At 61.6% G+C, this 24,084-nt stretch carries 25 protein-coding genes; 14 read left to right on the top strand and 11 right to left on the bottom strand.

Annotation, left to right across the window (positions count from 1 at the left end; genetic code table 11):
• Positions 1-41: 41 nt before the first annotated feature.
• Together GVK95_RS12225 and GVK95_RS12220 are read left to right on the top strand one after the other, a co-directional pair.
• Positions 42-998, top strand: a complete 957-nt coding sequence (locus GVK95_RS12225) for a D-2-hydroxyacid dehydrogenase (protein ID WP_159949937.1) — start codon at positions 42-44, stop codon at positions 996-998.
• A gap of 73 nt (positions 999-1,071) precedes the next feature.
• Positions 1,072-2,145 (top strand): enoyl-CoA hydratase/isomerase family protein, encoded by a 1,074-nt coding sequence (locus tag GVK95_RS12220; RefSeq protein WP_159949935.1) that lies wholly within the window; start codon positions 1,072-1,074, stop codon positions 2,143-2,145.
• 3 nt (positions 2,146-2,148) lie between these two features.
• Here GVK95_RS12220 and GVK95_RS12215 read toward each other — a convergent pair whose 3' ends face one another.
• Positions 2,149-3,558 carry an XRE family transcriptional regulator gene (locus GVK95_RS12215; protein WP_159949933.1) on the bottom strand — a complete coding sequence of 470 codons (1,410 nt, stop codon included), beginning with the start codon at positions 3,556-3,558 and terminating at the stop codon, positions 2,149-2,151.
• A gap of 135 nt (positions 3,559-3,693) precedes the next feature.
• Here GVK95_RS12215 and GVK95_RS12210 point away from each other — a divergent pair, with 135 nt between their 5' ends.
• From GVK95_RS12210 to scpA, 9 genes are all read left to right on the top strand, one after another.
• A complete protein-coding gene (locus tag GVK95_RS12210; protein ID WP_159949931.1) occupies positions 3,694-5,226 on the top strand; it encodes an acyl-CoA carboxylase subunit beta in 1,533 nt (510 codons plus the stop codon).
• A 13-nt stretch (positions 5,227-5,239) separates the two neighbouring features.
• Complete coding sequence (locus GVK95_RS12205) at positions 5,240-5,872, top strand: hypothetical protein (RefSeq protein WP_159949929.1); 633 nt, start codon at positions 5,240-5,242, stop codon at positions 5,870-5,872.
• A gap of 48 nt (positions 5,873-5,920) precedes the next feature.
• Positions 5,921-6,841, top strand: coding sequence for a glutathione-dependent disulfide-bond oxidoreductase (gene yghU, locus GVK95_RS12200; RefSeq protein ID WP_159949927.1), 921 nt, complete (start codon positions 5,921-5,923; stop codon positions 6,839-6,841).
• Positions 6,842-6,853: 12 nt separating this feature from the next.
• Positions 6,854-7,231, top strand: a complete 378-nt coding sequence (locus GVK95_RS12195) for a hypothetical protein (protein ID WP_159949925.1) — start codon at positions 6,854-6,856, stop codon at positions 7,229-7,231.
• 4 nt (positions 7,232-7,235) lie between these two features.
• Complete coding sequence (locus GVK95_RS12190) at positions 7,236-7,649, top strand: hypothetical protein (RefSeq protein WP_159949923.1); 414 nt, start codon at positions 7,236-7,238, stop codon at positions 7,647-7,649.
• Positions 7,650-7,654: 5 nt separating this feature from the next.
• Positions 7,655-7,891 (top strand): DUF4160 domain-containing protein, encoded by a 237-nt coding sequence (locus GVK95_RS12185; RefSeq protein ID WP_159949921.1) that lies wholly within the window; start codon positions 7,655-7,657, stop codon positions 7,889-7,891.
• Positions 7,872-8,156, top strand: coding sequence for a DUF2442 domain-containing protein (locus tag GVK95_RS12180; protein ID WP_159949919.1), 285 nt, complete (start codon positions 7,872-7,874; stop codon positions 8,154-8,156). Before GVK95_RS12185 ends, GVK95_RS12180 begins: the two co-directional genes overlap by 20 nt.
• A gap of 5 nt (positions 8,157-8,161) precedes the next feature.
• Positions 8,162-10,171, top strand: a complete 2,010-nt coding sequence (locus tag GVK95_RS12175) for an acetyl/propionyl/methylcrotonyl-CoA carboxylase subunit alpha (RefSeq protein ID WP_159949917.1) — start codon at positions 8,162-8,164, stop codon at positions 10,169-10,171.
• 207 nt (positions 10,172-10,378) lie between these two features.
• On the top strand, positions 10,379-12,514 hold the full coding sequence (gene scpA, locus GVK95_RS12170; RefSeq protein WP_159949915.1) for a methylmalonyl-CoA mutase: 2,136 nt from the start codon (positions 10,379-10,381) through the stop codon (positions 12,512-12,514).
• Between the two features lie 12 nt (positions 12,515-12,526).
• Here scpA and GVK95_RS12165 read toward each other — a convergent pair whose 3' ends face one another.
• The 10 genes from GVK95_RS12165 to speB form a co-directional block, all read right to left on the bottom strand.
• Positions 12,527-13,327, bottom strand: coding sequence for an ABC transporter permease (locus GVK95_RS12165; RefSeq protein WP_159949913.1), 801 nt, complete (start codon positions 13,325-13,327; stop codon positions 12,527-12,529).
• Positions 13,324-14,178 carry an ABC transporter permease gene (locus tag GVK95_RS12160; protein ID WP_159949911.1) on the bottom strand — a complete coding sequence of 285 codons (855 nt, stop codon included), beginning with the start codon at positions 14,176-14,178 and terminating at the stop codon, positions 13,324-13,326. Before GVK95_RS12160 ends, GVK95_RS12165 begins: the two co-directional genes overlap by 4 nt.
• Positions 14,175-15,209 (bottom strand): ABC transporter ATP-binding protein, encoded by a 1,035-nt coding sequence (locus tag GVK95_RS12155; RefSeq protein WP_159949909.1) that lies wholly within the window; start codon positions 15,207-15,209, stop codon positions 14,175-14,177. The genes GVK95_RS12160 and GVK95_RS12155 overlap by 4 nt, the downstream gene beginning before the upstream one ends.
• Positions 15,210-15,242: 33 nt before the next feature.
• The gene (locus tag GVK95_RS12150) at positions 15,243-15,677 is read right to left on the bottom strand and encodes a type II toxin-antitoxin system VapC family toxin (protein ID WP_159949907.1); all 435 of its coding nucleotides are present in this window, start codon (positions 15,675-15,677) and stop codon (positions 15,243-15,245) included.
• Positions 15,674-15,919, bottom strand: a complete 246-nt coding sequence (locus GVK95_RS12145; RefSeq protein WP_159949905.1) for a type II toxin-antitoxin system prevent-host-death family antitoxin — start codon at positions 15,917-15,919, stop codon at positions 15,674-15,676. Before GVK95_RS12145 ends, GVK95_RS12150 begins: the two co-directional genes overlap by 4 nt.
• A 146-nt stretch (positions 15,920-16,065) precedes the next feature.
• On the bottom strand, positions 16,066-17,076 hold the full coding sequence (locus GVK95_RS12140) for an ABC transporter substrate-binding protein (protein ID WP_244618756.1): 1,011 nt from the start codon (positions 17,074-17,076) through the stop codon (positions 16,066-16,068).
• Between the two features lie 142 nt (positions 17,077-17,218).
• Complete coding sequence (locus GVK95_RS12135) at positions 17,219-17,869, bottom strand: amino acid ABC transporter permease (protein ID WP_159949901.1); 651 nt, start codon at positions 17,867-17,869, stop codon at positions 17,219-17,221.
• Positions 17,866-18,534, bottom strand: coding sequence for an amino acid ABC transporter permease (locus tag GVK95_RS12130; protein ID WP_159949899.1), 669 nt, complete (start codon positions 18,532-18,534; stop codon positions 17,866-17,868). Before GVK95_RS12130 ends, GVK95_RS12135 begins: the two co-directional genes overlap by 4 nt.
• A gap of 4 nt (positions 18,535-18,538) precedes the next feature.
• Positions 18,539-19,345: a transporter substrate-binding domain-containing protein gene (locus tag GVK95_RS12125; RefSeq protein WP_159949897.1), complete on the bottom strand. Its 807-nt coding sequence runs from the start codon at positions 19,343-19,345 to the stop codon at positions 18,539-18,541.
• A gap of 88 nt (positions 19,346-19,433) precedes the next feature.
• A complete protein-coding gene (gene speB / locus GVK95_RS12120) occupies positions 19,434-20,489 on the bottom strand; it encodes an agmatinase (protein WP_159949895.1) in 1,056 nt (351 codons plus the stop codon).
• A 168-nt stretch (positions 20,490-20,657) separates the two neighbouring features.
• Here speB and GVK95_RS12115 point away from each other — a divergent pair, with 168 nt between their 5' ends.
• The 3 genes from GVK95_RS12115 to GVK95_RS12105 are packed head-to-tail and all read left to right on the top strand — an operon-like array spanning position 20,658 to position 24,059.
• The gene (locus GVK95_RS12115) at positions 20,658-21,644 is read left to right on the top strand and encodes a LysR substrate-binding domain-containing protein (protein ID WP_159949893.1); all 987 of its coding nucleotides are present in this window, start codon (positions 20,658-20,660) and stop codon (positions 21,642-21,644) included.
• 19 nt (positions 21,645-21,663) lie between these two features.
• On the top strand, positions 21,664-22,839 hold the full coding sequence (locus GVK95_RS12110; protein ID WP_159949891.1) for an aminotransferase: 1,176 nt from the start codon (positions 21,664-21,666) through the stop codon (positions 22,837-22,839).
• Between the two features lie 8 nt (positions 22,840-22,847).
• Positions 22,848-24,059, top strand: a complete 1,212-nt coding sequence (locus tag GVK95_RS12105) for a TIGR03862 family flavoprotein (RefSeq protein ID WP_159949889.1) — start codon at positions 22,848-22,850, stop codon at positions 24,057-24,059.
• The last annotated feature ends 25 nt before the right edge of the window (positions 24,060-24,084 follow it).

Below are 24,084 nucleotides of genomic sequence, written 5' to 3'. Positions count from 1 at the left end.
CGTGCCAAGACCGCGCGCCGCATCGCCACAAGGGTTCCACCATGATCCGCATCGTCTTTCTCGACCGTGACACGCTCTCTGCGGAAACAGTGGTTCGTGCTCCGAGCTTCCCGCATGAATTGATCGTCCATGAGCGCACCAGCGCCGATCAGGTCGCCGAGCGGATCAAGGATGCCGATATCGTCATCACCAACAAGGCCCCGGTGCGCGCCGATGCCCTTGCAGGCGCAAACGACCTGAAGCTCATCGCGGTTTCAGCCACAGGCACCGACATCATCGATCTTGCCGCCGCCAAGGCAAAGGGCGTATCGGTCTGCAACATCCGCAACTACGCCAAGCACACGGTGCCGGAACACACATTTGCGCTGCTGCTTGCGCTGCGCCGCTCGATCATCCCCTATCGCCAGTCGGTGCTGGACGGTCGCTGGCAGGAGGCCGCGCAATTCTGCTTCTTCGACCATCCGATTGCCGATCTCGGCGGCGCGGCGCTCGGCATCGTCGGCAACGGCACATTGGGACAGGCCGTCGGTCGCATCGCCGAGGCCTTCGGCATGACGGTGCTGGTCGCCGGCCGCCGTGGTTCGGATGAACTGAAGCCGGGGCAGACCGCCTTCGACGACGTGATGCGCCGCGCCGACGCCATAACCCTGCATTGCCCGCTCAATGCCGAAACCCGCGGCATCATCGGCGCGCGCGAATTTGCCCTGATGGAGCAGAAGCCGCTGATCATCAACACCGGCCGTGGCGGCCTTGTCGATGAGCTTGCGCTGGAACAGGCCCTCGACAAGAACCAGATCGCCGGCGCCGGCTTCGACGTCACCGACGGCGAGCCGCCGGCGACGGACAGCCCGATGATGCGCATTGCAAGCCGCTCCAACGTCATCCTGACCCCGCATGTCGCCTGGGCGAGCCGCGAGGCGATCCAGGCGCTGGCCGACCAGCTGATCGACAACATCGAGCTGTTTATCGCCGGCACCCCGCGCCACCTCGTCGGGTAAACACGACCATCGGCGCACTTGCTCTTCAGCGAAGACGCATGTCTAACTCTCTGGAAAGACAAGGGAGGATGGCATGCGTTATCTGGAGGCGGACTATCAGGGAAACGAGATCCTGACGGCAAGGAAAGGCGCGCTCGGCCTGATCGCGCTCAACCGGCCACGGGTGCTGAACAGCCTTTCCCACGACATGGTGGTGGATTTCGGCAAGGCACTCGATGCCTTCGAGGCCGATCCGCAGGTGGCTGCCGTGCTTGTCACCGGCGAAGGCGAACGTGGGCTTTGCGCCGGCGGCGATATCCGCATGTTCTACGAGAGCGGCAAGGCCGGCGACGGCAAGGCCTCCGCCTTCCTCAAGGCCGAATACCGTCTGAACGCCCGCATCGCGCGCTATAAGAAGCCGTATATCGTCGTCATGGACGGCATCACCATGGGTGGCGGCGTCGGCGTCTCCAGCCACGGCAGCCACCGCATCGTCACCGAAACGACGAAGCTCGCCATGCCGGAAACAGGAATTGGCTTCTTCCCAGACATCGGCGCATCCTGGCTCCTGTCGCGCGCGCCCGGCGAACTCGGCACCTGGATGGGCCTGACCGGCGAGGCGCTCAATGGCGCCGATGCGATCAGCGCCGGTTTCGCAGACTGGTTCGTGCCGCAGGAGCGGATCGCCGAGTTGTTGACTGCAATTGCCGCCCTGCCCGCCCCGGCGCTTGGGCAGACCATCGCCTCGACGATCCGCGACCATACCGTGGACGGCCCGACCGGCCTCTTCTGCCAGGGGCGACAATTGATCGACCGGTGCTTTGCCTTCGACACGGTGGAGGAGATTGTCGCCGCCCTGGAACGCGAAACCTCCGAGCTCGCCGCCAGAACCCTCGCCGCCATACGAGCCAAATCGCCGACCAGCCTCAAGGTGACACTCAGGATGCTGCTCGAAGCCCGTCGCTCGAAAAACCTCGAAACCTGCCTCGAACGCGAATTCGCCGGCACGCTGCAGGTGGTAAAGGTGCCCGATTTCTACGAAGGCATCCGCGCCGCGATCATCGACAAGGACCGCAATCCGAAATGGGCGCCGGCACGCATCGATGGCGTCCCGTCGCCGGATGTCGATGCCTTTTTCAAAGCGCGTGGGGAACGACTGTTCTCCTGATCGTCACTCAATCTCATACGGCATCGGGTTCCTGACCCGGTGATCCACCACCAGCTTCCGTTTCAGCGGCGGCACGGCGCGGCTGGTGCAGGTGACGCGTTCGCAGATGCGGCACGAGATGCCGATCGGATCGTAGGCTGCGCGGTTGCTCAGATCGAGATCGTCGGCATAGACGAACTGATCGGCATAGGAAATCTCGCAGCCGAAGGCCAAGGCGTAGCGGGGCTGGGCGGCACGAAAGCCGACCGAGCCTTTCGACACCTGGGTTGCAAGACAGAGATAACGCACCCCGTCCGGTGTCTCGGCGAGCTGGCGGTTGATCCGGCCCGGCATCTCGAATGCCTGATGCGCATTCCACAGCGGACAGGCGGCCCCGAAACGAGCAAATTGCAGCCGCGCCGCGCTATGGCGCTTGGTGATGTTGCCGGCCCGGTCGATCCGGGCAAAGAAGATCGGCACACCCTTCAGGCCCGGTCGCTGCAGCGTCGAGAGCCGGTGGCAGACCTGCTCCAGCGAGGCGCCGAACCGTGCGGCGATCAACTCGATATCGTGGCGCAATTCGCGCGCCGCCTGATGGAAGTTGCGATAGGGCAGGATCAAGGCGCCTGCAAAGTAGTTGTGCAGGCCCATGCGACAGATCTCGATCGCTTCATCGGATCGAAAGCTTGCCTGTTTCAACACGGCGTCAATCTTCTCGGCAGCGTGCAACTGGGCAATCTGGATGGCGATGTGGAAATCGCGGGTCGGCGCCGATGCGTAGCGGCTGACCGTCAGGATGCGCCCGACCGGATCAAAACGGCGGATCGCCTCGTCGCCCGCCTCGCCACGCACCACGCGCACGCCATGCCGGCTCTCGAGATAGGCGGTCAGCGCTGCATGGTTTTCCCCCTCGCCCAGCTTCAATTCGATTGCCAGGGCCTCGGCAGCAAGGTCCAGATCGGCAATGTAGTTGTCGACGAAATGGAAGAAGTCGCGCACCTCGTCATAGGGTGTCGTCTCCTGCGCAGGTGCCGATCCCAGCCGGTCGTCGAAACTCGCGAGCTGCTCGTTGCCACGGCGGTACGCCTGGTGTGCCGCAATCAGCGCATGCGCCATGCCCGGCGCATTCTGCGTGATCAGCTTCAGCTCCTGCAGGCCTGGACTATAGGTCTCGAACAGTGGATCGGACAGCGCCTCGGTCAAGGCGGACAGCAGCCGATCGCTCTGGCCGGAGGACAGTTCGGTGATGTCGATGCCGAACTTTTCCGCCAGAGCCAGCAGCACGGTGGCCGAGACCGGCCGCTGGTTGTTTTCGATCTGGTTGAGATAACTGGTCGAAATGCCGATCATATCGGCAAACTGCGCCTGCGTGGCGCTGCTTGCCTGGCGGATTTCGCGGACCTTGCGGCCGATGAAGAGTTTCCCGATGGCCATTTCGTAAATTCGCAATATTCAGTTTGCAAATTCATAAATCCGCAATTGCACCTGTTCAATCATTTTCTTTGCCAGCAATGCAGTTTAAGGCTCAGATATCAGGCGCAAAGCCAAAGTTCTTCATCGGGGGGATGCATGCACACAATCCTGGACCAGCTCGAAGCCCGCCGTGCGCAAGCCCGTCTCGGCGGCGGCGAAAAGCGCATTGCCGCCCAGCATGCCAAGGGCAAGCTGACCGCCCGCGAGCGCATCGACGTGCTCCTGGATGAGGGCTCGTTTGAAGAATACGACATGTACATCACCCACCGCGCCGTCGATTTCGGCATGGCCGAGCAGAAGGTCGCCGGCGATGGCGTCGTCACCGGCTGGGGCACGATCAATGGCCGGCAGGTCTATGTCTTCTCCCAGGACTTTACCGTGCTGGGCGGCTCGCTGTCGGAGACTCATGCCCAGAAGATCTGCAAGATCATGGACATGGCGGTGAAGAACGGCGCACCGGTCATCGGCCTGAATGACTCGGGCGGCGCCCGTATCCAGGAGGGTGTTGCCTCGCTCGCCGGTTATGCCGATGTCTTCAAGCGCAATGTCGATGCCTCGGGCGTCATCCCGCAGATCTCCGTCATCATGGGCCCCTGCGCCGGTGGAGCCGTCTATTCGCCGGCGATGACCGACTTCATCTTCATGGTGCGCGATAGTTCCTACATGTTCGTCACCGGCCCGGACGTGGTGAAGACCGTGACAAACGAGATCGTCACGGCGGAAGAGCTCGGCGGCGCATCCACCCACACGAAGAAATCTTCGGTCGCCGACGGTGCCTATGAGAACGACATCGAGACGCTCGAGCATGTGCGCCTGCTGTTCGATTTCCTGCCGCTCAACAACAGGGAGAAGCCGCCGGTCCGTCCGTTCCATGACGATCCGGCCCGCATCGAGATGCGCCTCGACACGCTGATCCCCGACTCGTCGAACAAGCCCTACGACATGAAGGAACTGATCCTGGCGCTGGCCGATGAAGGCGATTTCTTCGAGATCCAGGAAGCCTTCGCCAAGAACATCATCACCGGCTATATCCGCATCGAAGGCCAGACCGTCGGCGTCGTCGCCAACCAGCCGATGGTGCTGGCCGGCTGCCTCGATATCGACGCGTCGCGCAAGGCTGCCCGCTTCGTCCGCTTCTGCGACGCCTTCTCGATCCCGATCCTGACGCTGGTCGATGTGCCCGGTTTCCTGCCCGGCACCGCCCAGGAATATGGCGGCGTCATCAAGCATGGCGCCAAGCTGCTGTTTGCCTATAGCCAGGCGACTGTGCCGATGGTTACGCTGATCACCCGCAAGGCCTATGGCGGCGCCTATGACGTGATGGCCTCCAAACATATCGGCGCCGACATCAACTATGCCTGGCCGACCGCTGAAATCGCCGTGATGGGTGCCAAGGGCGCGACCGAGATCCTCTACCGAACGGAACTCGGCGACCCCGAGAAGATCGCGGCGCGCACGAAGGAATACGAGGTCAACTTCGCCAACCCCTTCAAGGCCGCCGAACGCGGTTTCATCGACGAGGTGATCATGCCGCATTCCTCCCGCCGCCGGATCGCCCGCGCGTTTGCCAGCCTTCGGAACAAGCAGGTGGGGACGCACTGGAAGAAGCACGACACGATGCCGCTGTGAGGAGCGCCCGACAATGACCTCCAGCTACGCCGTGAGAGCATTCGCATCGTTTTTGGTACTGAGCACCCTCGTGGCAGATCTGTCGATAGCGCAAGCAAGTGAACCGGAGATCGTCCAAATCGATCCCAGTCAAATCCAAACTCTGGTCGTGCCCCCTTGGGAAAGACCAACGAATGACGAAACGAGAGCATGGGAAGCTAGCGTTCGATTATCGGTCACCGCTGAGTTCGCTGGGGACTTCACGAAAGCAGCTGGTGCTGCTGCAAACAAAGGGTTCCAAGCTCTGGATGAGCTGGACTTCGCTTCGGCCTCGAAAGCTTTTAGCGAGGCGGCCGTGCTCGATCCCAAGAGTCCTTACCCATACCTCGGTTTCGTAGACATCTATCGTGTGATGAACCAGCTGGAAAAAAAGGAATTTTGCCTACAAGCCGCCATCGATCGAAGTGAGAGACAAAGAGCAGCACTGATCATGATCGGAACCCATCTGGGGATCGATGGCGATTACGGGAAGGCTGTGGAGTTCTTTAACTCGGTGTTGGAGCTTGACGCCAAGGATGAAGGGGCTCACCTGATGCTCGCGAAGACATACAGACTTCTTAACGACCACCAGCGGGCCGAGTATCACGCACAGCGCGCGAAAGAGTAAGCGGGAGTCGTCTTCGACCCTTCGCGAACCAAGGAACAGAGGCAATTCATGACCGAGAAATCCCCCGCCGACAATTTTCCCGCAGGCTACGTGCCCCCGAAGGTCTGGACCTGGGAACCTGGCAATGGCGGCGCCTTTGCCGGCATCAATCGCCCGACCGCAGGCGCGCAGACCGAAAAGCCACTGCCGGTTGGCAAGCATCCGCTGCAGCTCTATTCGCTGGCCACGCCGAACGGCCAGAAGGTCACGATCCTGCTCGAGGAACTTTTGGCCGCCGGCCACACCGGTGCGGAATATGATGCCTGGCTGATCAAGATCGGCGATGGCGACCAGTTCGGCTCCGGCTTCGTCGAAATCAATCCGAACTCCAAGATCCCCGCCCTTATGGACCATGCGCCGAAGGATGGCGGCCAACCGATCCGGCTGTTCGAATCCGCTTCGATCATGACCTATCTGGCGGACAAATTCGGCGCCTTCCTGCCGAGCGAGACCCGCGCCCGCGCCGAGACGCTGAACTGGCTGTTCTGGCAGATGGGTTCCGCGCCCTTTCTCGGCGGCGGCTTTGGCCATTTCTATGCCTATGCGCCGATCAAGATCCAGTACGCGATCGACCGCTATGCGATGGAAGTGAAGCGTCAGCTCGACGTGCTCGACCGCCATCTTGCCGACAACCAGTTCATGGCAGGCTCCGAATACACGATTGCCGACATGGCGATCTGGCCCTGGTATGGCAAGATCGTGCTGGGCCAGGCCTATGGCGATGCCGGCACCTTCCTCGATGCCGCAAGCTATAAGAACGTGGTGCGCTGGACCAACGAGATTGGCGCGCGTCCGGCAGTCAAGCGCGGCAGCATTGTCAACAAGACCTCGGGCGAACTGTCGGAACAGCTGCACGAGCGCCACGACGCTTCCGACTTCGATACACAAACACAAGACAAGATTGCCCCGTCCACCGAGAAGACGGCATAAAGGAGACCAAGGATGGCCAGACCACCCGAAATGACCAAGCACAGGGGCTTTCCCTCCGGCCTGCCGGGCCATGGCCATCACTTCACCATTCGCCGTGCCAACGAGAAAGGAGCAACGCCCCTCAAGGTGTTGCAACGTCTCGCCCGGCCGAACACCATCGAGCAGAAGGTTGACGCCGCCTTCCTGCATGCGCTCTGGCATCATTTCGGGACTGAGCCCTTCGAGCGTGGCAATCTCGATGCCGGCCGATTGAACCTGCTGTTCGGCCGCGAAGTCGTGCCGGCCGAAACGCCCTTCGACCCGACCTCTTACGAAGCCCTGCTCAGGATCGACGAAAAGGTCGGCCGCAAGAGCTTTCCGGATGCCTTTGAAGACGTGTTCGAGGTTTGATGCCATGGCCAAAGAATCGCTTATGCCCAAACATCAGGGTTTCCCGCCCGGCCTTCTGGGCACGCAATGGCAATACACGATACGCCGGCCGAACCCCAAGGTGACGCCGCTGACCAACTGGCCGCGTCACCGGACCATGGACCAGACGGTGGCACACGCCGATCTCGGCTTCGTCCAGGCGCTCTGGCAATATTTCGGCACCGAGCCTTTCGAGCGCGGCAATCTCGACGGCGAACGCCTCTGCCGGTTGTTCGGTCGGGAAGTGATAGCCGCCGAACGCGGGTTTGATCCGCAATCCTATTTTGCCAAGCTGAAGCTCAACGAGCAGCTCGCACGCAAGAACTTTCCGGAAGCGTTTGAGGACGTGAAGAGCGAGCAGAGCGTCAAACGCGGCGTGATGAAGCCGGTGAAGGACTAGCGGGGATGCCGACACTCCTTCTCTGGAAAGGACATCGTTTTCTTTTCTACTCGAAGGAGATAGGCGAGCCGCCACACATTCACGTCCTCAAGGACGGAAAGCAGTTGAAAGTGTGGTTGCGGGATCTCGGTGTCGCCCGCAACGCAGGCTTCGCGACCCATGAGGTGAATGCTATCCTCAAGGTCGTCGCGGAACACCGACAGGGTTTCGAGGAGGCGTGGAATGAGCACTTTGGACATTGACGAGCGGCAGCTGCAGGTCACATCGGCGACTGTCACGGACGACAGCATCATCTTCAACATGGCTGATGGGCGACGGATCGAGGCGCCACTCTGGTGGTATCCGCGCCTCGCAAAAGCGTCCGTTGAACAGCGCGCAAAAGCAGAGGTGTTGCCCTTTGGTGACGCGGTCGGCTGGGAGGAGATCGACGAATACATCAGCGCCAAAGCGCTGATTGTCGGGGGTGCTGCCCCCGGAGCAATCCCGCCCGCTCAAGCTGCCGAGTGACACAGATGATCCAGAAAATCCTCATCGCCAACCGCGGCGAAATCGCCTGCCGGGTCATCAAGACCGCCAAGAAGATGGGCATCAAGACGGTCGCGGTCTATTCCGATGCCGATCGAAATGCGCTGCATGTCGAGATGGCCGATGAGGCGGTGTTTATCGGCCCGGCCCCGTCGAACCAATCCTATATCGTGATCGACAGGATCCTCGACGCGATCCGAAAGACCGGCGCCGATGCGGTGCATCCGGGTTATGGCTTCCTGTCGGAAAACGCTGCCTTTGCCGAGGCGCTGGAAAAGGCGGGCGTCACCTTCATCGGCCCACCGGTCGGTGCGATCCAGGCCATGGGCGACAAGATCACCTCGAAGAAGCTGGCAGCCGAAGCCGGTGTCTCGACCGTGCCCGGCCATATGGGCCTGATCGCGGATGCCGACGAGGCGGTGAAGATCTCCGGCGAGATCGGCTATCCTGTGATGATCAAGGCCTCTGCCGGTGGCGGCGGCAAGGGCATGCGCATCGCCTGGAACGACGAAGAAGCCCGCGAAGGCTTCCAGTCCTCGAAGAACGAGGCGAAGAATTCCTTCGGCGACGACCGCATCTTCATCGAAAAGTTCGTCGACCAACCGCGCCACATCGAGATCCAGGTGCTCGGTGACAAACACGGAACCGTGCTCTATCTCGGCGAGCGCGAATGTTCGATCCAGCGGCGCAACCAGAAGGTCATCGAAGAGGCCCCCTCGCCATTCCTCGATCCTGCCACCCGGAAAGCCATGGGCGAACAGGCCGTCGCACTCGCCAAGGCCGTGGGTTATCATTCCGCTGGCACGGTCGAATTCATCGTCGATGGCAAGCAGAACAAGTTCTACTTCCTCGAGATGAACACCCGCCTGCAGGTCGAACATCCTGTCACCGAACTGGTCACCGGCCTCGACCTCGTCGAGCAGATGATCCGCGTCGCATCAGGCGAGAAACTCAGCTTCGGCCAGGACGACGTGAAGCTCAACGGCTGGGCGATCGAAAGCCGGCTCTATGCCGAAGACCCCTATCGCAACTTCCTTCCCTCGATCGGCCGCCTGACCCGCTACCGCCCGCCGGCAGAGGGACGGACGGCAGATGGCAGCGTTGTTCGCAACGACACCGGCGTCTTCGAGGGCGGCGAGATCTCGATGTATTACGACCCGATGATCGCCAAGCTCTGCACCTGGGCACCAGACCGGCTGCAGGCGATTGACGCGATGTCGGAAGCTCTCGACAGCTTCGAGGTCGAAGGCATCGGCCACAACCTGCCCTTCCTGTCGGCCGTCATGAACCAGGACCGTTTCCGCTCCGGCCAGATCACCACGGCCTATATCGCCGAGGAATTCAAAGACGGCTTTGCCGGCGTCACACCCGACGCGGCCTCCGCAGAGAAGCTTGCAGCCGTCGCCGCTGTCATCAACCACCGCCTGCAAGCCCGCGCCACGCAGATTTCCGGCACGATCGGCAACCACGCCCGCACCATGGGCGCAGACTGGGTGGTGAACCTCGCCGGCAGCGATCATGCGGTGACCCTCTCGGAAGGCTCGGGCAATAGCCGGGTGGCCTTCACGGAAAGCAGCGAGCTTGTGGTTGGCAGCACCTGGACGCCGGGCCAGACACTGGCAAATTTCGACATCGGCGGCGAAACCATCGCCGTGAAGATCGACCTCAAGGGCCCGGCGATCCGCCTGCGCTGGCGCGGTATCGACGTCACCGCCCGCGTCCGCTCACCCCGTGTTGCCGCGCTCGCCAAACTAATGCCGGAAAAGCTGCCGCCCGATACCTCCAAGCTGCTGCTCTGCCCGATGCCGGGTGTGATCACCGGTGTAACCGTGAAGGAAGGCGAGACCGTTGAAGCCGGTCAGGCACTGGCCACCGTCGAGGCGATGAAGATGGAAAATGTCCTCAAAGCCGAACGCCGCGGCACGGTGAAGAAGATCGCCGTCAAGCCGGGGCAAAGTCTCGCCGTCGACGAGTTGATCATGGAGTTCGAGGGGTGAGGGAGTGGGCAGAAGCTGCTGCCCGGATTCTCAGGCACGCGCCCCTCATCCGCCTGCCGGCACCTTCTCCCCGTGAACGGGGAGAAGGCCGAAACGGCACAGCTTGCACCTCCCTCTCTCCGCCACCGGGGAGAACGCAGGGTAAGGGGCAAACAGGAACACTTTAGCCGTCGGCCCGCAGTCCAAGCGGAGCAGGGAGAAGACCGGATGACCAAGAAAACCATTGCCGACTGGCAGGCCCTTGCCGAGAAGGAATTGAAGCGTCCGGCTGACAGCCTTGTCTGGAACACGCCCGAGGGCATTCCGGTGAAGCCGCTCTATACCGCGGACGATCTCGCCGGCATCGGTCATCTCGACAGCCTGCCGGGTTTCTCGCCCTTCACCCGCGGTCCGCGCGCCACCATGTATGCCGGCCGTCCATGGACGATCAGGCAATACGCCGGCTTCTCGACGGCAGAGGAGAGCAATGCCTTCTACCGCAAGGCGCTTCTCGCCGGTCAGCAGGGCGTGTCCGTCGCCTTCGACCTCGCCACCCATCGGGGCTACGATTCCGATCATCCGCGCGTCGAAGGCGATGTCGGCAAGGCGGGGGTTGCGATCGACAGTGTCGAGGACATGAAGATCCTGTTCGACGGCATTCCGCTCGAAGCCATCTCCGTCTCGATGACCATGAACGGCGCGGTCATCCCGATTCTGGCCAACTTCATCGTCACCGGCGAGGAACAGGGTGTCTCGCGCGACAAGCTGTCGGGCACCATCCAGAACGACATCCTCAAGGAATTCATGGTCCGCAACACCTATATCTATCCGCCGGAACCCTCGATGCGGATCATTGCCGACATCATCGAATATACGGCGAAGGAAATGCCGAAGTTCAACTCGATCTCGATCTCCGGCTATCACATGCAGGAGGCCGGCGCGACGCTGGTGCAGGAGCTTGCCTTCACGCTGGCCGACGGGCGCGAATATGTGCGCGCCGCCATTGCCAAAGGGCTGAATGTCGACGATTTTGCGGGGCGCCTGTCCTTCTTCTTTGCCATCGGCATGAACTTCTTCATGGAGGCCGCCAAGCTGCGCGCCGCCCGCCTGCTCTGGACCCGGATCATGCAGGAATTCGAGCCGAAGAAGGCGTCTAGCCTGATGCTGCGCACCCATTGCCAGACCTCGGGCGTGTCGCTCGCCGAACAGGATCCCTACAACAACATCGTGCGCACGGCCTTCGAGGCGATGTCCGCCGTGCTCGGCGGCACGCAGTCGCTACACACCAATTCCTTCGACGAGGCGATTGCGCTGCCGACGGAATTCTCCGCCCGCATTGCCCGCAACACCCAGCTGATCCTGCAGCACGAGACCGGCGTGACCAAGGTCGTCGATCCGCTCGCCGGTTCCTACTATGTCGAGAGCCTGACCAGTGAACTGGCGGAAAAGGCCTGGGCCCTGATCGAAGAGGTCGAAAGCCTCGGCGGCATGACCAAGGCGGTCGACGACGGGTTGCCGAAGCGCCTGATCGAGGAGGCGGCCACAAGAAGGCAGGCGGCCGTCGACCGCGCCGAGGAGGTGATCGTCGGGGTCAACAAATACAGGCTCGAAAACGAGGCGCCGATCGACATCCTGCAGATCGACAATTCCGCCGTGCGGATCTCGCAGGTCAAGCGACTGGAGCAGACGAAACGTCAGCGCGATCCGCATGCGGTGGAAAACGCACTTACGCGACTGACAGAGGTCGCGAGGACAGGACAGGGAAACCTGCTCGAAGCTGCCGTGGAGGCCGCGCGCGCGCGCGCCACCGTCGGCGAAATTTCGGACGCCATGCGCCGCGTCTTCGGCGATCATGTCGCAACGCCGGAAGTCGTGCATGACATCTACGGCAAGGCCTATCAAGGCGATCCCGAGATGGAAATCCTGTCCGGCCGGCTCAACGACTACAGCAAGGTCTCTGGCAAGCCGCGCGTGCTGGTCGCCAAGCTCGGCCAGGACGGCCACGATCGCGGCGCCAAGGTGATTGCCTCGGCGTTCGGCGACATCGGTTTCGATGTCGTGGCCGGTCCGCTCTTTCAGACACCGGATGAGGCCGCCGATCTCGCCATCGCGCAGAAGGTCAATGTCGTCGGCATGTCCTCGTTAGCCGCCGGCCACAAGACGCTCGCCCCGCAACTGGTCGAGGCGTTGAAGGCGAAAGGCGCCGATCATATCATCGTCGTGGTCGGCGGCGTCATTCCGCGCCAGGATTATGACTTCCTCATCGAACACGGTGTCTCGGCCGTCTTCGGCCCCGGCACCAATGTCATGGATGCCGCCCGCGCTGTTCTTGACCTGCTGGAAGGCAGGCTCAAGAACAGCTGAGCCTACGACCGTCTATTTGTCGTCGGCAGCATTCGCACCAAGCAGTTTTGGCAGGTCGCCGAATCGCGCCACCAGGCCGAAGATCAGCGCCGCCATCACCACGAACAGGACCGTCACCGAGGCCATGACCGGCGTATAGCCGTAGCGCAAGGCGTTGAAGATCTTGATCGGCAGTGTCTCCATGGTGAAGCCGACGGTCATGTAGGCAACGATATATTCGTTGAGCGACAACACGAAGGCGAAGGCATAGCCGGAGACGAGATAGGGCATGATCAACGGCAAGACGACCGTGCGGAAGATCGTCCGGTCATCGGCCCCCATGGTCGAGGCCGCCTCGACCAACGAGCGATCAATGGCCGAAAAGCCGAGCGACAGCGTGACCAGCGGCAGTGTGACAAAGAAGATCGCGTGACTGATAACGGCGGTCCAGGGTTGGCCGTAGAAACCCGTGGTTGCCCAGAAGGTCAGCAGCCCAAGCGCCGTGATCACCGGCGGCAGGGTGAAAGGCGCAATCCCGAGCAACTGGAAGACCTGCGCCCAGGGTGCCAACCTGCGCCACAGGAACCAGGCGAGTGGAAGCGCGATGGCAACCGCGAGGGCCGCGGCTGTCAGCGCCAGGATCAGCGACGCAAACAGCGCCGAACGCCAGCCGGCATCGGTGAAGATCGCCCCATACCAGGAAAGCGAGAAACCCTGCGGCGGGAAATTCAGGCTTTGCTTCGCGTTCACCGAAACGCCGGCGACGACGACGATCGGTGCGGCGAGGAAGATCGCGATCAGGGTGAAATAGACGCGGGTGAGAACCTTGTTCATGCGGCTTCTCCCTTGCGGCCGACAAGAAGCGTCAACGCCACCATGCCGAGCGTCACAAGCACCAGGAACACGGCCATGGCAGCCGCGAACGGCATGTTCGACTGATAGATCGCCTGGTCGGTAATCAATACCGACAGCGTCCAGTGCTGCGGCCGGCCGAGGATCTGCGGCAGAAGATAGGAGCCGAGCGCGAAGATGAACACCATGATCAGCGTGGCGATCAGCGTGTTGCGCAAGGCGGGCACCACGACAGTGAAGAAGGCCTTGATCGGCGAAGCACCGAGCGTGCGGGCCGCTTCCGTCAGCGTCGGGTCAAGCCGGACGAGCGCGGGATAGAGGACCAGCACGGTATAGGGCAGCGCCTGATAGACCATGCCCGTCAGCACCGCGCCGAAATTCGGCATCAGGGCAACAGGCTTTTCCATCAGCCCGATCATCACCAGCAGGTTGGTGATGCCAGCCGTGCGCGAAAACAGCGTCGACCAGGCAAAGCCGATGATGACTTCCGACAGGGAGAGGATCGACAAAAGCGCCACAAGCCACAGCACCTGGGCTTTGCGCGACATGCGTGCCAGCAGATAGGTGAAGGGCAGCCCGAGCGCCACGCAGACGATGGCGACCGCAATCGCCAGCATCAGCGAGAAACCGAGCACACCGGCAAAGAAGGTGGAAATAAACCGGGCATAATTGTCGAAGACGAAGGCGGTCGAATAGAAGCCGGCCGGATCACGCTTGAAGAAGGACACGGCGATCATCGTCGCAAACGGCACAACGAAGAACAGGATCAGCATGGCTGCCGGAAAGGCGAGCGGCGCATAATCGAGTGCTGTCTTGGGCGGTTCGCGTCTCATGCTGCAAGCACCACGGCGGTTTCCGGATCGATGATCAGGCCGACCTCCTGACCGATCGAGACGACAGGCCGCTCGCGCGGCGTCGAGACCGCGACCACCTCGGTGCCGGCAACGTCGAGAAAGGTCTCGATCGTGCCGCCGAGATCGCGGATGAAGGTGACCCTTCCGGTCAACCGGCCTTCGCCGGGTGCCGATAACCTGATGTCTTCCGGGCGCACAGAAAGGCTGCAGGACGATTGGCCAGCGGGCGGCGCAATGCCGGAGACGGGTTGGCCGAGGACCAGCGTGTTGCCGCCCTGAACACTGAGCGGCAGAAGATTGGTCGAGCCGATGAAGTCGGCGACGAAACGGTCGGCCGGACGGCGATAGATCTCGATCGGGCTTGCCGCCTGGCGGATCTTGCCGCCGTTCATCACGACAACGGTATCGGCCATGGTCATGGCTTCGCGCTGATCATGGGTGACGACGATGGTGGTAATGCCGAGCTGCTGCTGCAGCTTGCGCAACTCGACCTGCATCGCCTCGCGCAGCTTGGCATCAAGCGCTGACAGCGGCTCGTCGAGCAGGAAGAGTTTCGGCGAAATCGCCAGCGCCCGGGCGATCGCCACACGCTGCCGCTGCCCACCGGACAACTTGTTCACCGGACGGTCGGCATAACCCGTCAGATGGATCATGGCGAGCAGTTCCTGGACGCGCTTCACCTGCTCCTCGCGGCCAACGCCGCGGATACGCAGCGGATAGGCGATGTTTTCACCCACGGTCAGATGCGGGAAAAGCGCCAGCGACTGGAAGACCATGCCGAGATTGCGCTTGTGCGTCGGCATGCGGGTGATGTCTTGCCCGTCGAGCACGATCTCCCCACCGGTCGGCAGGTCGAGCCCGGCGATCATCCTGAGCAGCGTGGTCTTGCCGCAACCGGATGGTCCGAGCATGCAGACGAAGGTGCCGTGCGGCACGGTCAGTTGCACCTGATCAACGGCGGTAAACGGGCCGAATTGCTTGGTGACAGCGTTGAGGATCAGTCCGGACATGCGCTCTTGGTTTCCGTTCCTGGAAGTGGTTGTTCAAAAAGGTGAAAGACAGTCGGCGCCCAGGGGCTCGAAGTCTCTGATATTGGCAGTAACGACGATGAGGCCATGAACCCTGGCTGTTGCGGCGATCAGGATGTCGGCGAGTTGACCGTTATGCCCTCCTGCGCGCATCGCGCCATCAAGGCGTCCGGCGTTGAGTGCAGTTTCAGTGTCCACCATCAAAATGCTGTCCGCATACTGCTCGATGAGCGTTTGCAACCAGAGTTGCACTTGCCGTGCTCGAATGGGGTTGCCGTTCTTGACCAACTCGAGCTTCGTGATCCCCTTCTGGATCTCAAGCACAGTGATGGCGGAAAGATACAGTACATTTTCCAGAAAGCGCTGCCTCAGCCACTCTTCAAACTGCTGCGAAGCCCTTCCGTCATAGAGCAACGAAACCGCATTGGTGTCGAGCAGATAGCCGCTCAAAGATCGAGATCTCGGCTAGGCGAAGGATTGCGTTCGAAAACCATCCCGGGCTCAGGGAAACTTTTGAGAAAATCGACCAAATTGGGTTTCTGTTCTTTGTCGCTCGTCCCCTCACTTGCCACCGGCACCAACTCCGCCACCGGCTTTCCGTCGCGGGTGATCGTTACGCTGCCGCCCTTGATCACCTCGTCCACCAGTTCGGAAAGATCCGTATTCACATCCCGCACGCTGACCGTCGCCATGAGATTGTCTCCGTTAGCTGCATCCGATGATCTTATCACGTGCCTGGAGATGCCGCAAAAGCCTTGCCGCAATTCTACCCCTCACCCCACCCTCTCCCCGCAAGCGGGGAGAGGGAAAGTTGACGCAGAGCGGACCTCTTTCAATCTCAGCCAACGATCAGTTCGGTCCACTTCTGGTTCAGCCAATCCGACTTGGTCTGGTAGAGATCGTAGCGCGGCGTGATCGGCTCGATGTCGGACGATACAGACGCAAATTCCGCATCGGTCAGGTCGAGCAGCTCACGCTTGACGGTCGGCGCCGTGCCGACCTTGCGCGACAGGGTCGCCTGGATCGCCGGCTGGCACATGTAGTCCATGAAGATATGCGCCTCTTCCGTCTTGGTCGAAGCACGCGACAGCGCCCAGCAACCGCTGTCCTGGATGCCGCCTTCCTTCGGGAAGGTCGAGCGGACCGGCTGCCCATCGGCGGCAGCAAGGCCCGTGACGTCGTGGTAATACTGGCCCATCGGGATTTCACCCGATTTCAGCGACTGCTCGAACTGCGCTTCATCGCGGTACCACAGACGCACGTTCGGCTTCACTTCCGCGAGCTTTTCGAACGCCTTCAGGATGCCCTCTTCCGTGTCCAGCGCATTGGTGCCGCCGAAGAAAGTCTTCGCCGTCACTTCCAGCAGGAAGGAATTCGATACCAGGGCGAGCAGGCCGAGCTTGTCGGCATTGGCCGGATCCCACAGCGCTTCCCAGGAGGTCGGCGCTTCCTTGAAGACATCGGTATTGGTGACCAGCGTGATGTACCAGGCCACGGCCCCGACGCCGGCGACACGGCCGTCCGGATACTTGTTGACGAAACGGTCGATCAGGCCGGAAGCATTCTTGAGCTTCGCCATGTCGATCGGCGCCCAGAGCTCGGTCGCCTGGCCCTTGAGCATGGAAACCTGCGACATCATCGAAACGTCGGCCGGCGCCTGGCCGGCCTTTGCGGCCTGCTCGAGCTGCACGAGCCAGGCTTCGCCGGTCGGCTCTGCGATGGATTCGATCGCAATGCCGGTTGCCTTGGTGAAGTCCGGGAAGATGTTCTTGTCGAACGAATCCTTGAAGTAGCCGCCATAGACGCCGACCTTCAGCGACTTGTCCTGCGCGCGCAGGATCGACGGCATGGCAAGCGTGCCGGCTGCAACCAGCGACCCGGCCAGCACGCCGCGGCGGCTGATGGAAGCGTTGATGAGATCCTTCATTATGCGTCTCCTTGTTTTTTGGCCTTTGGCCTGTTCCCGTTTTTAGAAGAAGTATGTGCCGACATCATCCGTATTTGGCGGCACGGAGTTCAAGTGCCCGCGCATACCGCGTCAGCGGAAAACACAGGGCAAAATAGATCAATGCGACCATGCCATAAACCTTGAAGGGCTCGAAAGTCGCATTGTTGATCGCGTTCGAGGTCCGAACCAGTTCCTCAAACCCGATGATGGAGGTCAGCGCGGTGTTCTTGATCAACTGCACCAGGAAGCCGACCGTCGGTGCCCGGGTGATCGAAAACGCCTGCGGCAGCACGATCAGGCGCAACTGCGCGATATAGTGCAGACCGAGACTGCTCCCGGCATCCCATTGCCCGAGCGGCAGCGCTTCGACGCCGCCGCGCCAGATCTCGGCAAGATACGCGCTGGCGCAGAGTGTCAGGCCGATAACGGCGGCCGTCCATGCCTCGATCCGGATGCCGATCAGCGGCAGGCCGAAGAACAGCAGGAACAGCTGCATCAACAGCGGCGTGCCCTGGAACAGGCCGATATAATATTCCGCAAACCGCCTGAAGACGCGCCGCGTTGAAATCCGCATCAGCAGAATGGCGATACCGACCACCGTTCCGCCGACAAAGGCGACGACAGACAGGAGCACGGTCCAGCGCGCCGCCAGCAGAAGATTGCGGACGATATCCCAGAAGGTGAACTCGATCACGTGACACCTCCCGCCAACATCCGGTTGCCACCGGCGACCAGCAGCCGGCGCAGGCCGATGCTGAGACCCAGATAGACCAGCGTCACGACGAAATAGGTCTCGAAGGCACGAAACGTCCGCGCCTGCAGCATATCTGCTTCATAGGTCAGTTCGCGCACGGCAATCTGCGAGACAACGGCCGATTCCAGCATCATGATGACGATCTGACTGGTCAGCGCCGGAAAGATCACCTTCAGTCCCTGCGGCAGCACGATCTTGAAGAAGACCTGCCGCGGGCGAAGCCCGAGCGACAGGGCCGCTTCCTTCTGGCCCTTGGGCACGGCATCGAGACCGGCTCCAACGATCTCCGTCGTGTAGGCCGTCATGTTCAGCGTCATCGCAAGGATCGCCGCAGCCACCGGATCGAGACGAATGCCAAGGCTTGGAAGGCCGAAGAATATAAAGAACAACTGCACCAGAAACGGAGTGTTGCGGATCAACTCGACATAGGCACCGATCATACGCCGCAGCACGGCATGCCGGCTGCGCCGGGCGGCAGCCCCCAGCACGCTGAGAACGATGCCGGCAACCGCCGACACCGCAATCAGGAAGATCGTCATGGCTGCACCCTGCGCGATCAGGTGGATCGCGTCGGTGAGCCAGCCGAAATCGAGCTGATAGCCCAAAGGATCAATCCTTCAGGTTTTCAGGATTGAGCGGCGTCTTCAGCCACATCTCCGAGCTTTCGTTCAGCTTGCCATCGGCCAGCATCTTGGCGACCGCATCGTTGATTGCCGTCTTCAGGCGTTCTTCGCCCTTGTTGAGGGCAATATGCGATGGCGAGGTGAGAAGCTGGAACTTCTGCTCCGGCTTCAGGGCTTCCTGGCGGGCCAGAACCTGCGCGCCGACGTCGTTGCCAACCACCATCAGGTCGGTCTGGCCGGAAATGAAGGCCTGGATGACGGAATTGTAGTTGTCGAAGCGCTTGATGTCGGCAGACTTGGGCGCTGCTTCCGTCAGCGACGTGTCTTCCAGCGTGCCGCGGTTAACGGCGATGCTCTTGTCGGCGAGGTCTTCCTTGCCTTTGATCTCCATGGCCGCCGGGCCGATTACCGCGATGTAATACGGCGCATAGGCTGCAGCAAAATCGATGACTTCGGCGCGTTCCTTGGAATAGCCGACGCTGACCAGCATATCGACGCGCTTTTCGGTGAGATACGGAATGCGGTTCTGGCCGGTAATCGGCACAGGAACCAGCTTCACCTTCAGAGCGTCGGCAATATACTGCGCGACATCGATGTCATAACCCTTCAGGCTCATATCGGCGCTGGCCGAAGAGAAAGGCGGGAAATCGGCAAACACGCCGACATTGAGAACGCCGGCCTTGGTGATGTCGTCGATCGCGTCCGCATTGGCGGAAGACGCGAAGCCCAGAACGGCACCGCCCAGCAGAAGCATGGCGGCGACCGTCGATTTCACTGCGATTTTGGTTTTCATTTTATTCCCCTTTATCGGACATTGCTTTGGGTGATGCGGGCAATCCGGCCGCCAGCCGCCAACCTTTTCGATCAGCGGGAATGCAATGTCAGCGTCTGCCGGTCAAATGCGGGCTGAAGACCATCAGGCTGAGGATTTCAAACAGCACCTGCGCGCCGGCATGCGCGGTATTGGCGGTCGCGTCATATTGCGGCGCGACTTCGACGACATCGCCCCCGACGACGTTGATGCCCTTCAGGCCGCGCAGCAGTTCCAGCACCTCGCGGGTCGTCAGACCGCCGACTTCCGGCGTGCCCGTGCCCGGTGCAAAGCTCGGATCCAGGCTGTCGATATCAAAGGAAACATAGGTCGGACCATCGCCGACGATCGCCTTCGCCTTTTCGATGATCGCCGGCATGCCGAGCCCGGTCACCTCTTCGGCATGGATCACGGTCATGCCGGATTCGTAGGTGAACTCCCAGAGATATTCGGCCGAACCGCGGATACCGATCTGGATGGTGCGCGTCGGATCGAGAACGCCGTCGAGCACCGCCTGGCGGAACGGTCCGCCGTGATGGAACTTGGTATCCTCGAACGGCGCGCTGGTATCGCAATGGGCATCGATATGGATGAGGCCGACAGGCGCCTTTTTGCCGACCGCCTTCAGGATGGAATAGGTGATCGAGTGATCGCCACCGACGGCAAGCGGCGTGACGCCGGCATCGACGATCTGGTTGAAGCGGCGCTCGATGTCCTCGTGCGCGGTTTCCAGCCGGTAGCGGCTGCGCAGCGGCACGTCGCCGATATCGGCAACCCTGAGCTCATGCACCGGCGCGCAGCCGAGAACGTGATTGTAGGGACCGATCCGGTCGATCGCCCGCAAGGCACGCGGCCCGAAACGTGATCCCGGTCGATTGGTGACGCCGAGGTCCATCGGAACGCCGGTGATCGCCACCTGCAGGTCGCCGAAATCGGGATCCTGTGCAGCCATCTCGCGGTAAGGCGCAGACAGAAAGGTCGGCAGGCCCGAGAAAGGTGCCGCCCGCGTGCCTTTGGAAAAGATCTTGTCGCCGACCTTGCTGAAGTCGGCGTCGAATATCTCGCCATTGCGGCTCTCACCGTATTTTGCCCGAAGTGCAGCAAGTTTTTCCGCGTCGAATGCCATGAAACCGTTCCCTGCTTTGGAGTGGCAACAGACGCCGCCACCTAGGCTGTTTTTACGGCAGCTGTTTTCGCTGCCTTTATTGTGAGCATTAATCCGCAAGCCTCTTGGAAAATCAATTCACGATGTTATAGCATTCTATATGAGAAAAATTCACAATGAATGGGCACCATGGCCAACCGCCTGCCACCGCTGAATCCCTTGCGCGCCTTCGAGGCGGCAGCACGCCGCGGTTCGATTTCGGCCGCAGCGCGCGAGCTCAATGTAACACATGGCGCCATCTCGCATCAGATCAAGAGTCTGGAAGAGACGCTGAAAACGACACTCTTCGAACGTGGCGGCAAGCGCCTGAAGCTGACCCCGCAGGGCGCACTGCTTCTGCCCGCCGTCAGTCAGGCATTCGACGGCATTGCGGCCGCGACTGCTTTGCTCGACCGCCCATCGACCAGCGGCAATCTGCGCATCAGTTGCGTGCCGGCTCTGATGGCCCTCTGGCTGGTGCCGCGCATGGGCTCCTTCACCGAGCGTTATCCGGAAATAAGCCTGACGCTGACCTCCAGCAACGATGCTGACCTGATCTATTCGCCGGAAATCGATATCGCCATCCTCTACGGCGCCGGCGGCTGGCGCGATTGCTGGACCAGGCTGTGGAGCACGTTCGACCTCTTCCCGGTCGTCAGCCCGACACTGTTGAACACAAGGCCTCTGCGCTCGGTACGCGACCTGCAGGATCATGTTCTGCTGCATGGCGATGACGGCCGCGAATGGCGCAGTTGGCTCGCCGCCGCCGACCAGTTGGACATGCCGCATCCACGCGAACATTTCATGGGCGATGCAAGGCTGTCGACCGAGGCTGCACGCCATGGCCAGGGCGTTGCCCTCGGCGACAGCATCACCGCCTCAAGCCTGATCGCCGCCGGTGAGTTGATCATTCCCTTCGATCTGGCTGTGCCTGCAGCCGACGCATTTTATGTCGCTGCCCGCAACGAAGTCCGCGGCGCACCGATCGCCAAGGTCTTCATCGACTGGCTTTTCGACACCATCGAAACGGAACGGGCCGTACAGCCACGACCGATCGCCCGCCCGACCACCCGCACCATCGTCCCGACACCACGCCGCCGCGCAACCAGCCCCCAGTCTGTTGAAGACGGGGAATGACCGCATAAGGATCGACACAATGCCCGCAGCCTCCTTCAATCCACTCGTTTCCAAGCTTTCGCCCCCACCCGTCCCTTCGGTCTTCGCCTGGGGCCGCGCCTATGATGGCAAATGCGGACCGCTGATCGATCTCTCGCAGGCAGTGCCCGGCTATCCGCCACATCCCGACATGCTGGCATGGCTTGCCGAATCCGCCGGATCCCGCGCCTATGCAGGCTACGGCCCGATCGAGGGCGAGACTGAATTGCGCACCGCCTATGCCACCGAGCAGCAGGCGATCTATGGCGCCAATGTCACCCTCGACAACATCCACATCACCGCCGGCTGCAATCAGGCCTTCATAGCCGCCGCCATGGCGCTCGCCGGCAATGGCGACAGCGTCGGCCTCACTGAACCCTTCTATTTCAATCAGGAAACGACGCTCGGAATGCTGGGCATCCGTCGCGAACTCCTGCCACTGGATCCCGCAACCGGCTTCGTTCCGACCCTCGATGGCGTGCACGCCGTTCTGGCAAAAGGTGTGAAGGCGATCGCACTCGTCTCGCCCAACAACCCCACCGGCGCGATCTATCCGGCAGGCCTGCTGCGCGACATCTTTGAGGCTTGCCGCAGCGCCGGCGCCTTCCTCATTCTCGACGAGACCTATCGCGACTTCCTGCCCGGCCACGAACACCCGCACGACCTCCTGTCCGTCCCCGGCTGGGAAGACAACCTGATCCTGCTCTATTCCTTCTCCAAGTCCTTCTGCATTCCCGGTCATCGGCTTGGCGCGATCACCGCCGGCCCGCGCGCCGTTGCCGAAATCGCCAAGGTCATGGACAATTTGCAGATCTGCGCCCCACGCGCACCACAGGCAGCCGTTGCCCGCGCCATCCCTGCCCTACGGGATTGGCGCGAGCTCAATCGCGCCGAAATCCTTGCCCGCGCCGAAACGCTGAAGGGCGTGATGGCCGAATTGCCGGCATGGAAAATGGACTCGATCGGCGCCTATTTCGCCTTCATCCGCCATCCTTTCGAAGGGCAGCCTTCGGCACGGGTCGCGGAACAACTGGCAAAACGCGCCGGCATTCTCTGCATTCCCGGCGCCTATTTCGGCGAGGGTCAGCAGGACTATCTGCGTTTCGCCTTCGCCAATGCCGATAGCGATACGATCCGCGGCCTGACGGCGCGTCTCGTCAATTTTACCCTCGACTGAGATCCGGGATGAGCAAGCGGCAGATTGCAATTGTCGGCGGCGGAACGGCGGGCCTGATGGCGGCGGAAACGCTGAGCCAGAAAGGCCATGCCGTGACCGTCTACGAGGCCATGCCGACGGTTGCGCGCAAGTTTCTGCTGGCCGGAAAATCCGGGCTCAACATCACCCATGCCGAAGACTATGCCCGCTTCGTCACCCGCTTTGGCGCGGCCAACGATTGGCTGCGAAGCGCGCTGGATCTGATGACACCGGATGATCTCCGCACCTGGGCAGCGGAACTCGGCACGGAAACCTTCGTCGGCACTTCGGGGCGCGTGTTCCCGACAGCCATGAAGGCCTCTCCGCTGCTGCGCGCCTGGCTGAAACGGCTGGAAGCGCAAGGTGTCGACATTCTGACCCGCCATCGATGGACGGGCTTTGCCGGCAAGGCCCTGACATTCGAAACGCCAGATGGTCCTGCCCAGATCGAACCCGACGCGACGCTATTTGCCCTCGGAGGCGCTAGCTGGCCAAGGCTGGGATCGGATGCCGCCTGGGTTCCGCTCCTGCGCCAACAAGGCGTCGCCATCCGCGATCTCCTGCCGGCCAACTGCGGATTCGATTGTGATTTCAGCGAGATATTCGATGCCCGTTTTTCCGGCGAGCCGGTCAAATCCGTCAAGGCAACGTCCGCAGCCGGAACCACGCAGGGCGAATTCGTCATCAGCCGCGGCGGCATTGAGGGTAGCCTGATTTATGCGCATTCGGCCGCTCTACGGGATGCGCTGATCGAAACCGGAAAAGCCGTTCTGTCGCTCGATCTCGCACCCGGTCGCGATCATGCCCGCATTGCCCGCGATCTGGAGAGGCAGGATGCAAAGGCAAGTTTTGCGACGCGATTGAAAAAAGCGACCGGTCTCGACGGCGTCAAGGCGGCACTGCTGCGCGAAGTCGCGCCGGACGCAAACCGGTTGCCGGCAGATGCCTTGGCAAGCCTGATCAAGGCCCTGCCGCTACGGATCATCCGACCACGTCCGATCGCAGAGGCAATTTCGTCTGCCGGTGGTGTAACCTTTGACGCAGTCGATCCCCATTTCATGCTGAATGCCCTGCCCGGCGCCTTTGCTGCCGGCGAAATGCTCGATTGGGAAGCGCCAACCGGCGGCTATCTGCTGACCGCGTGTTTCGCCACCGGCAAGGCGGCGGCAAACGGCATCGACGCATGGCTTGCCGCCAACTGAGTGGCATCCGCAACGCTCAGTTCTA

This window comes from Rhizobium sp. 18065 (assembly GCF_902706095.1).
Taxonomy (GTDB): domain Bacteria; phylum Pseudomonadota; class Alphaproteobacteria; order Rhizobiales; family Rhizobiaceae; genus Allorhizobium.
This window is presented reverse-complemented; position numbering and strand designations above follow the sequence as displayed.

Coding starts and splice junctions, on each gene's coding strand:
- GVK95_RS12225 (WP_159949937.1), top strand. CDS start 42: ATGATCCGCATCGTCTTTCTCGACCGTGACACGCTCTCTGCGGAAACA.
- GVK95_RS12220 (WP_159949935.1), top strand. CDS start 1,072: ATGCGTTATCTGGAGGCGGACTATCAGGGAAACGAGATCCTGACGGCA.
- GVK95_RS12215 (WP_159949933.1), bottom strand. CDS start 3,558: ATGGCCATCGGGAAACTCTTCATCGGCCGCAAGGTCCGCGAAATCCGC.
- GVK95_RS12210 (WP_159949931.1), top strand. CDS start 3,694: ATGCACACAATCCTGGACCAGCTCGAAGCCCGCCGTGCGCAAGCCCGT.
- GVK95_RS12205 (WP_159949929.1), top strand. CDS start 5,240: ATGACCTCCAGCTACGCCGTGAGAGCATTCGCATCGTTTTTGGTACTG.
- yghU (WP_159949927.1), top strand. CDS start 5,921: ATGACCGAGAAATCCCCCGCCGACAATTTTCCCGCAGGCTACGTGCCC.
- GVK95_RS12195 (WP_159949925.1), top strand. CDS start 6,854: ATGGCCAGACCACCCGAAATGACCAAGCACAGGGGCTTTCCCTCCGGC.
- GVK95_RS12190 (WP_159949923.1), top strand. CDS start 7,236: ATGGCCAAAGAATCGCTTATGCCCAAACATCAGGGTTTCCCGCCCGGC.
- GVK95_RS12185 (WP_159949921.1), top strand. CDS start 7,655: ATGCCGACACTCCTTCTCTGGAAAGGACATCGTTTTCTTTTCTACTCG.
- GVK95_RS12180 (WP_159949919.1), top strand. CDS start 7,872: ATGAGCACTTTGGACATTGACGAGCGGCAGCTGCAGGTCACATCGGCG.
- GVK95_RS12175 (WP_159949917.1), top strand. CDS start 8,162: ATGATCCAGAAAATCCTCATCGCCAACCGCGGCGAAATCGCCTGCCGG.
- scpA (WP_159949915.1), top strand. CDS start 10,379: ATGACCAAGAAAACCATTGCCGACTGGCAGGCCCTTGCCGAGAAGGAA.
- GVK95_RS12165 (WP_159949913.1), bottom strand. CDS start 13,327: ATGAACAAGGTTCTCACCCGCGTCTATTTCACCCTGATCGCGATCTTC.
- GVK95_RS12160 (WP_159949911.1), bottom strand. CDS start 14,178: ATGAGACGCGAACCGCCCAAGACAGCACTCGATTATGCGCCGCTCGCC.
- GVK95_RS12155 (WP_159949909.1), bottom strand. CDS start 15,209: ATGTCCGGACTGATCCTCAACGCTGTCACCAAGCAATTCGGCCCGTTT.
- GVK95_RS12145 (WP_159949905.1), bottom strand. CDS start 15,919: ATGGCGACGGTCAGCGTGCGGGATGTGAATACGGATCTTTCCGAACTG.
- GVK95_RS12140 (WP_244618756.1), bottom strand. CDS start 17,076: ATGCCGTCGATCCTGCGCGCGCAGGACAAGTCGCTGAAGGTCGGCGTC.
- GVK95_RS12125 (WP_159949897.1), bottom strand. CDS start 19,345: ATGAAAACCAAAATCGCAGTGAAATCGACGGTCGCCGCCATGCTTCTG.
- speB (WP_159949895.1), bottom strand. CDS start 20,489: ATGGCATTCGACGCGGAAAAACTTGCTGCACTTCGGGCAAAATACGGT.
- GVK95_RS12115 (WP_159949893.1), top strand. CDS start 20,658: ATGGCCAACCGCCTGCCACCGCTGAATCCCTTGCGCGCCTTCGAGGCG.
- GVK95_RS12110 (WP_159949891.1), top strand. CDS start 21,664: ATGCCCGCAGCCTCCTTCAATCCACTCGTTTCCAAGCTTTCGCCCCCA.
- GVK95_RS12105 (WP_159949889.1), top strand. CDS start 22,848: ATGAGCAAGCGGCAGATTGCAATTGTCGGCGGCGGAACGGCGGGCCTG.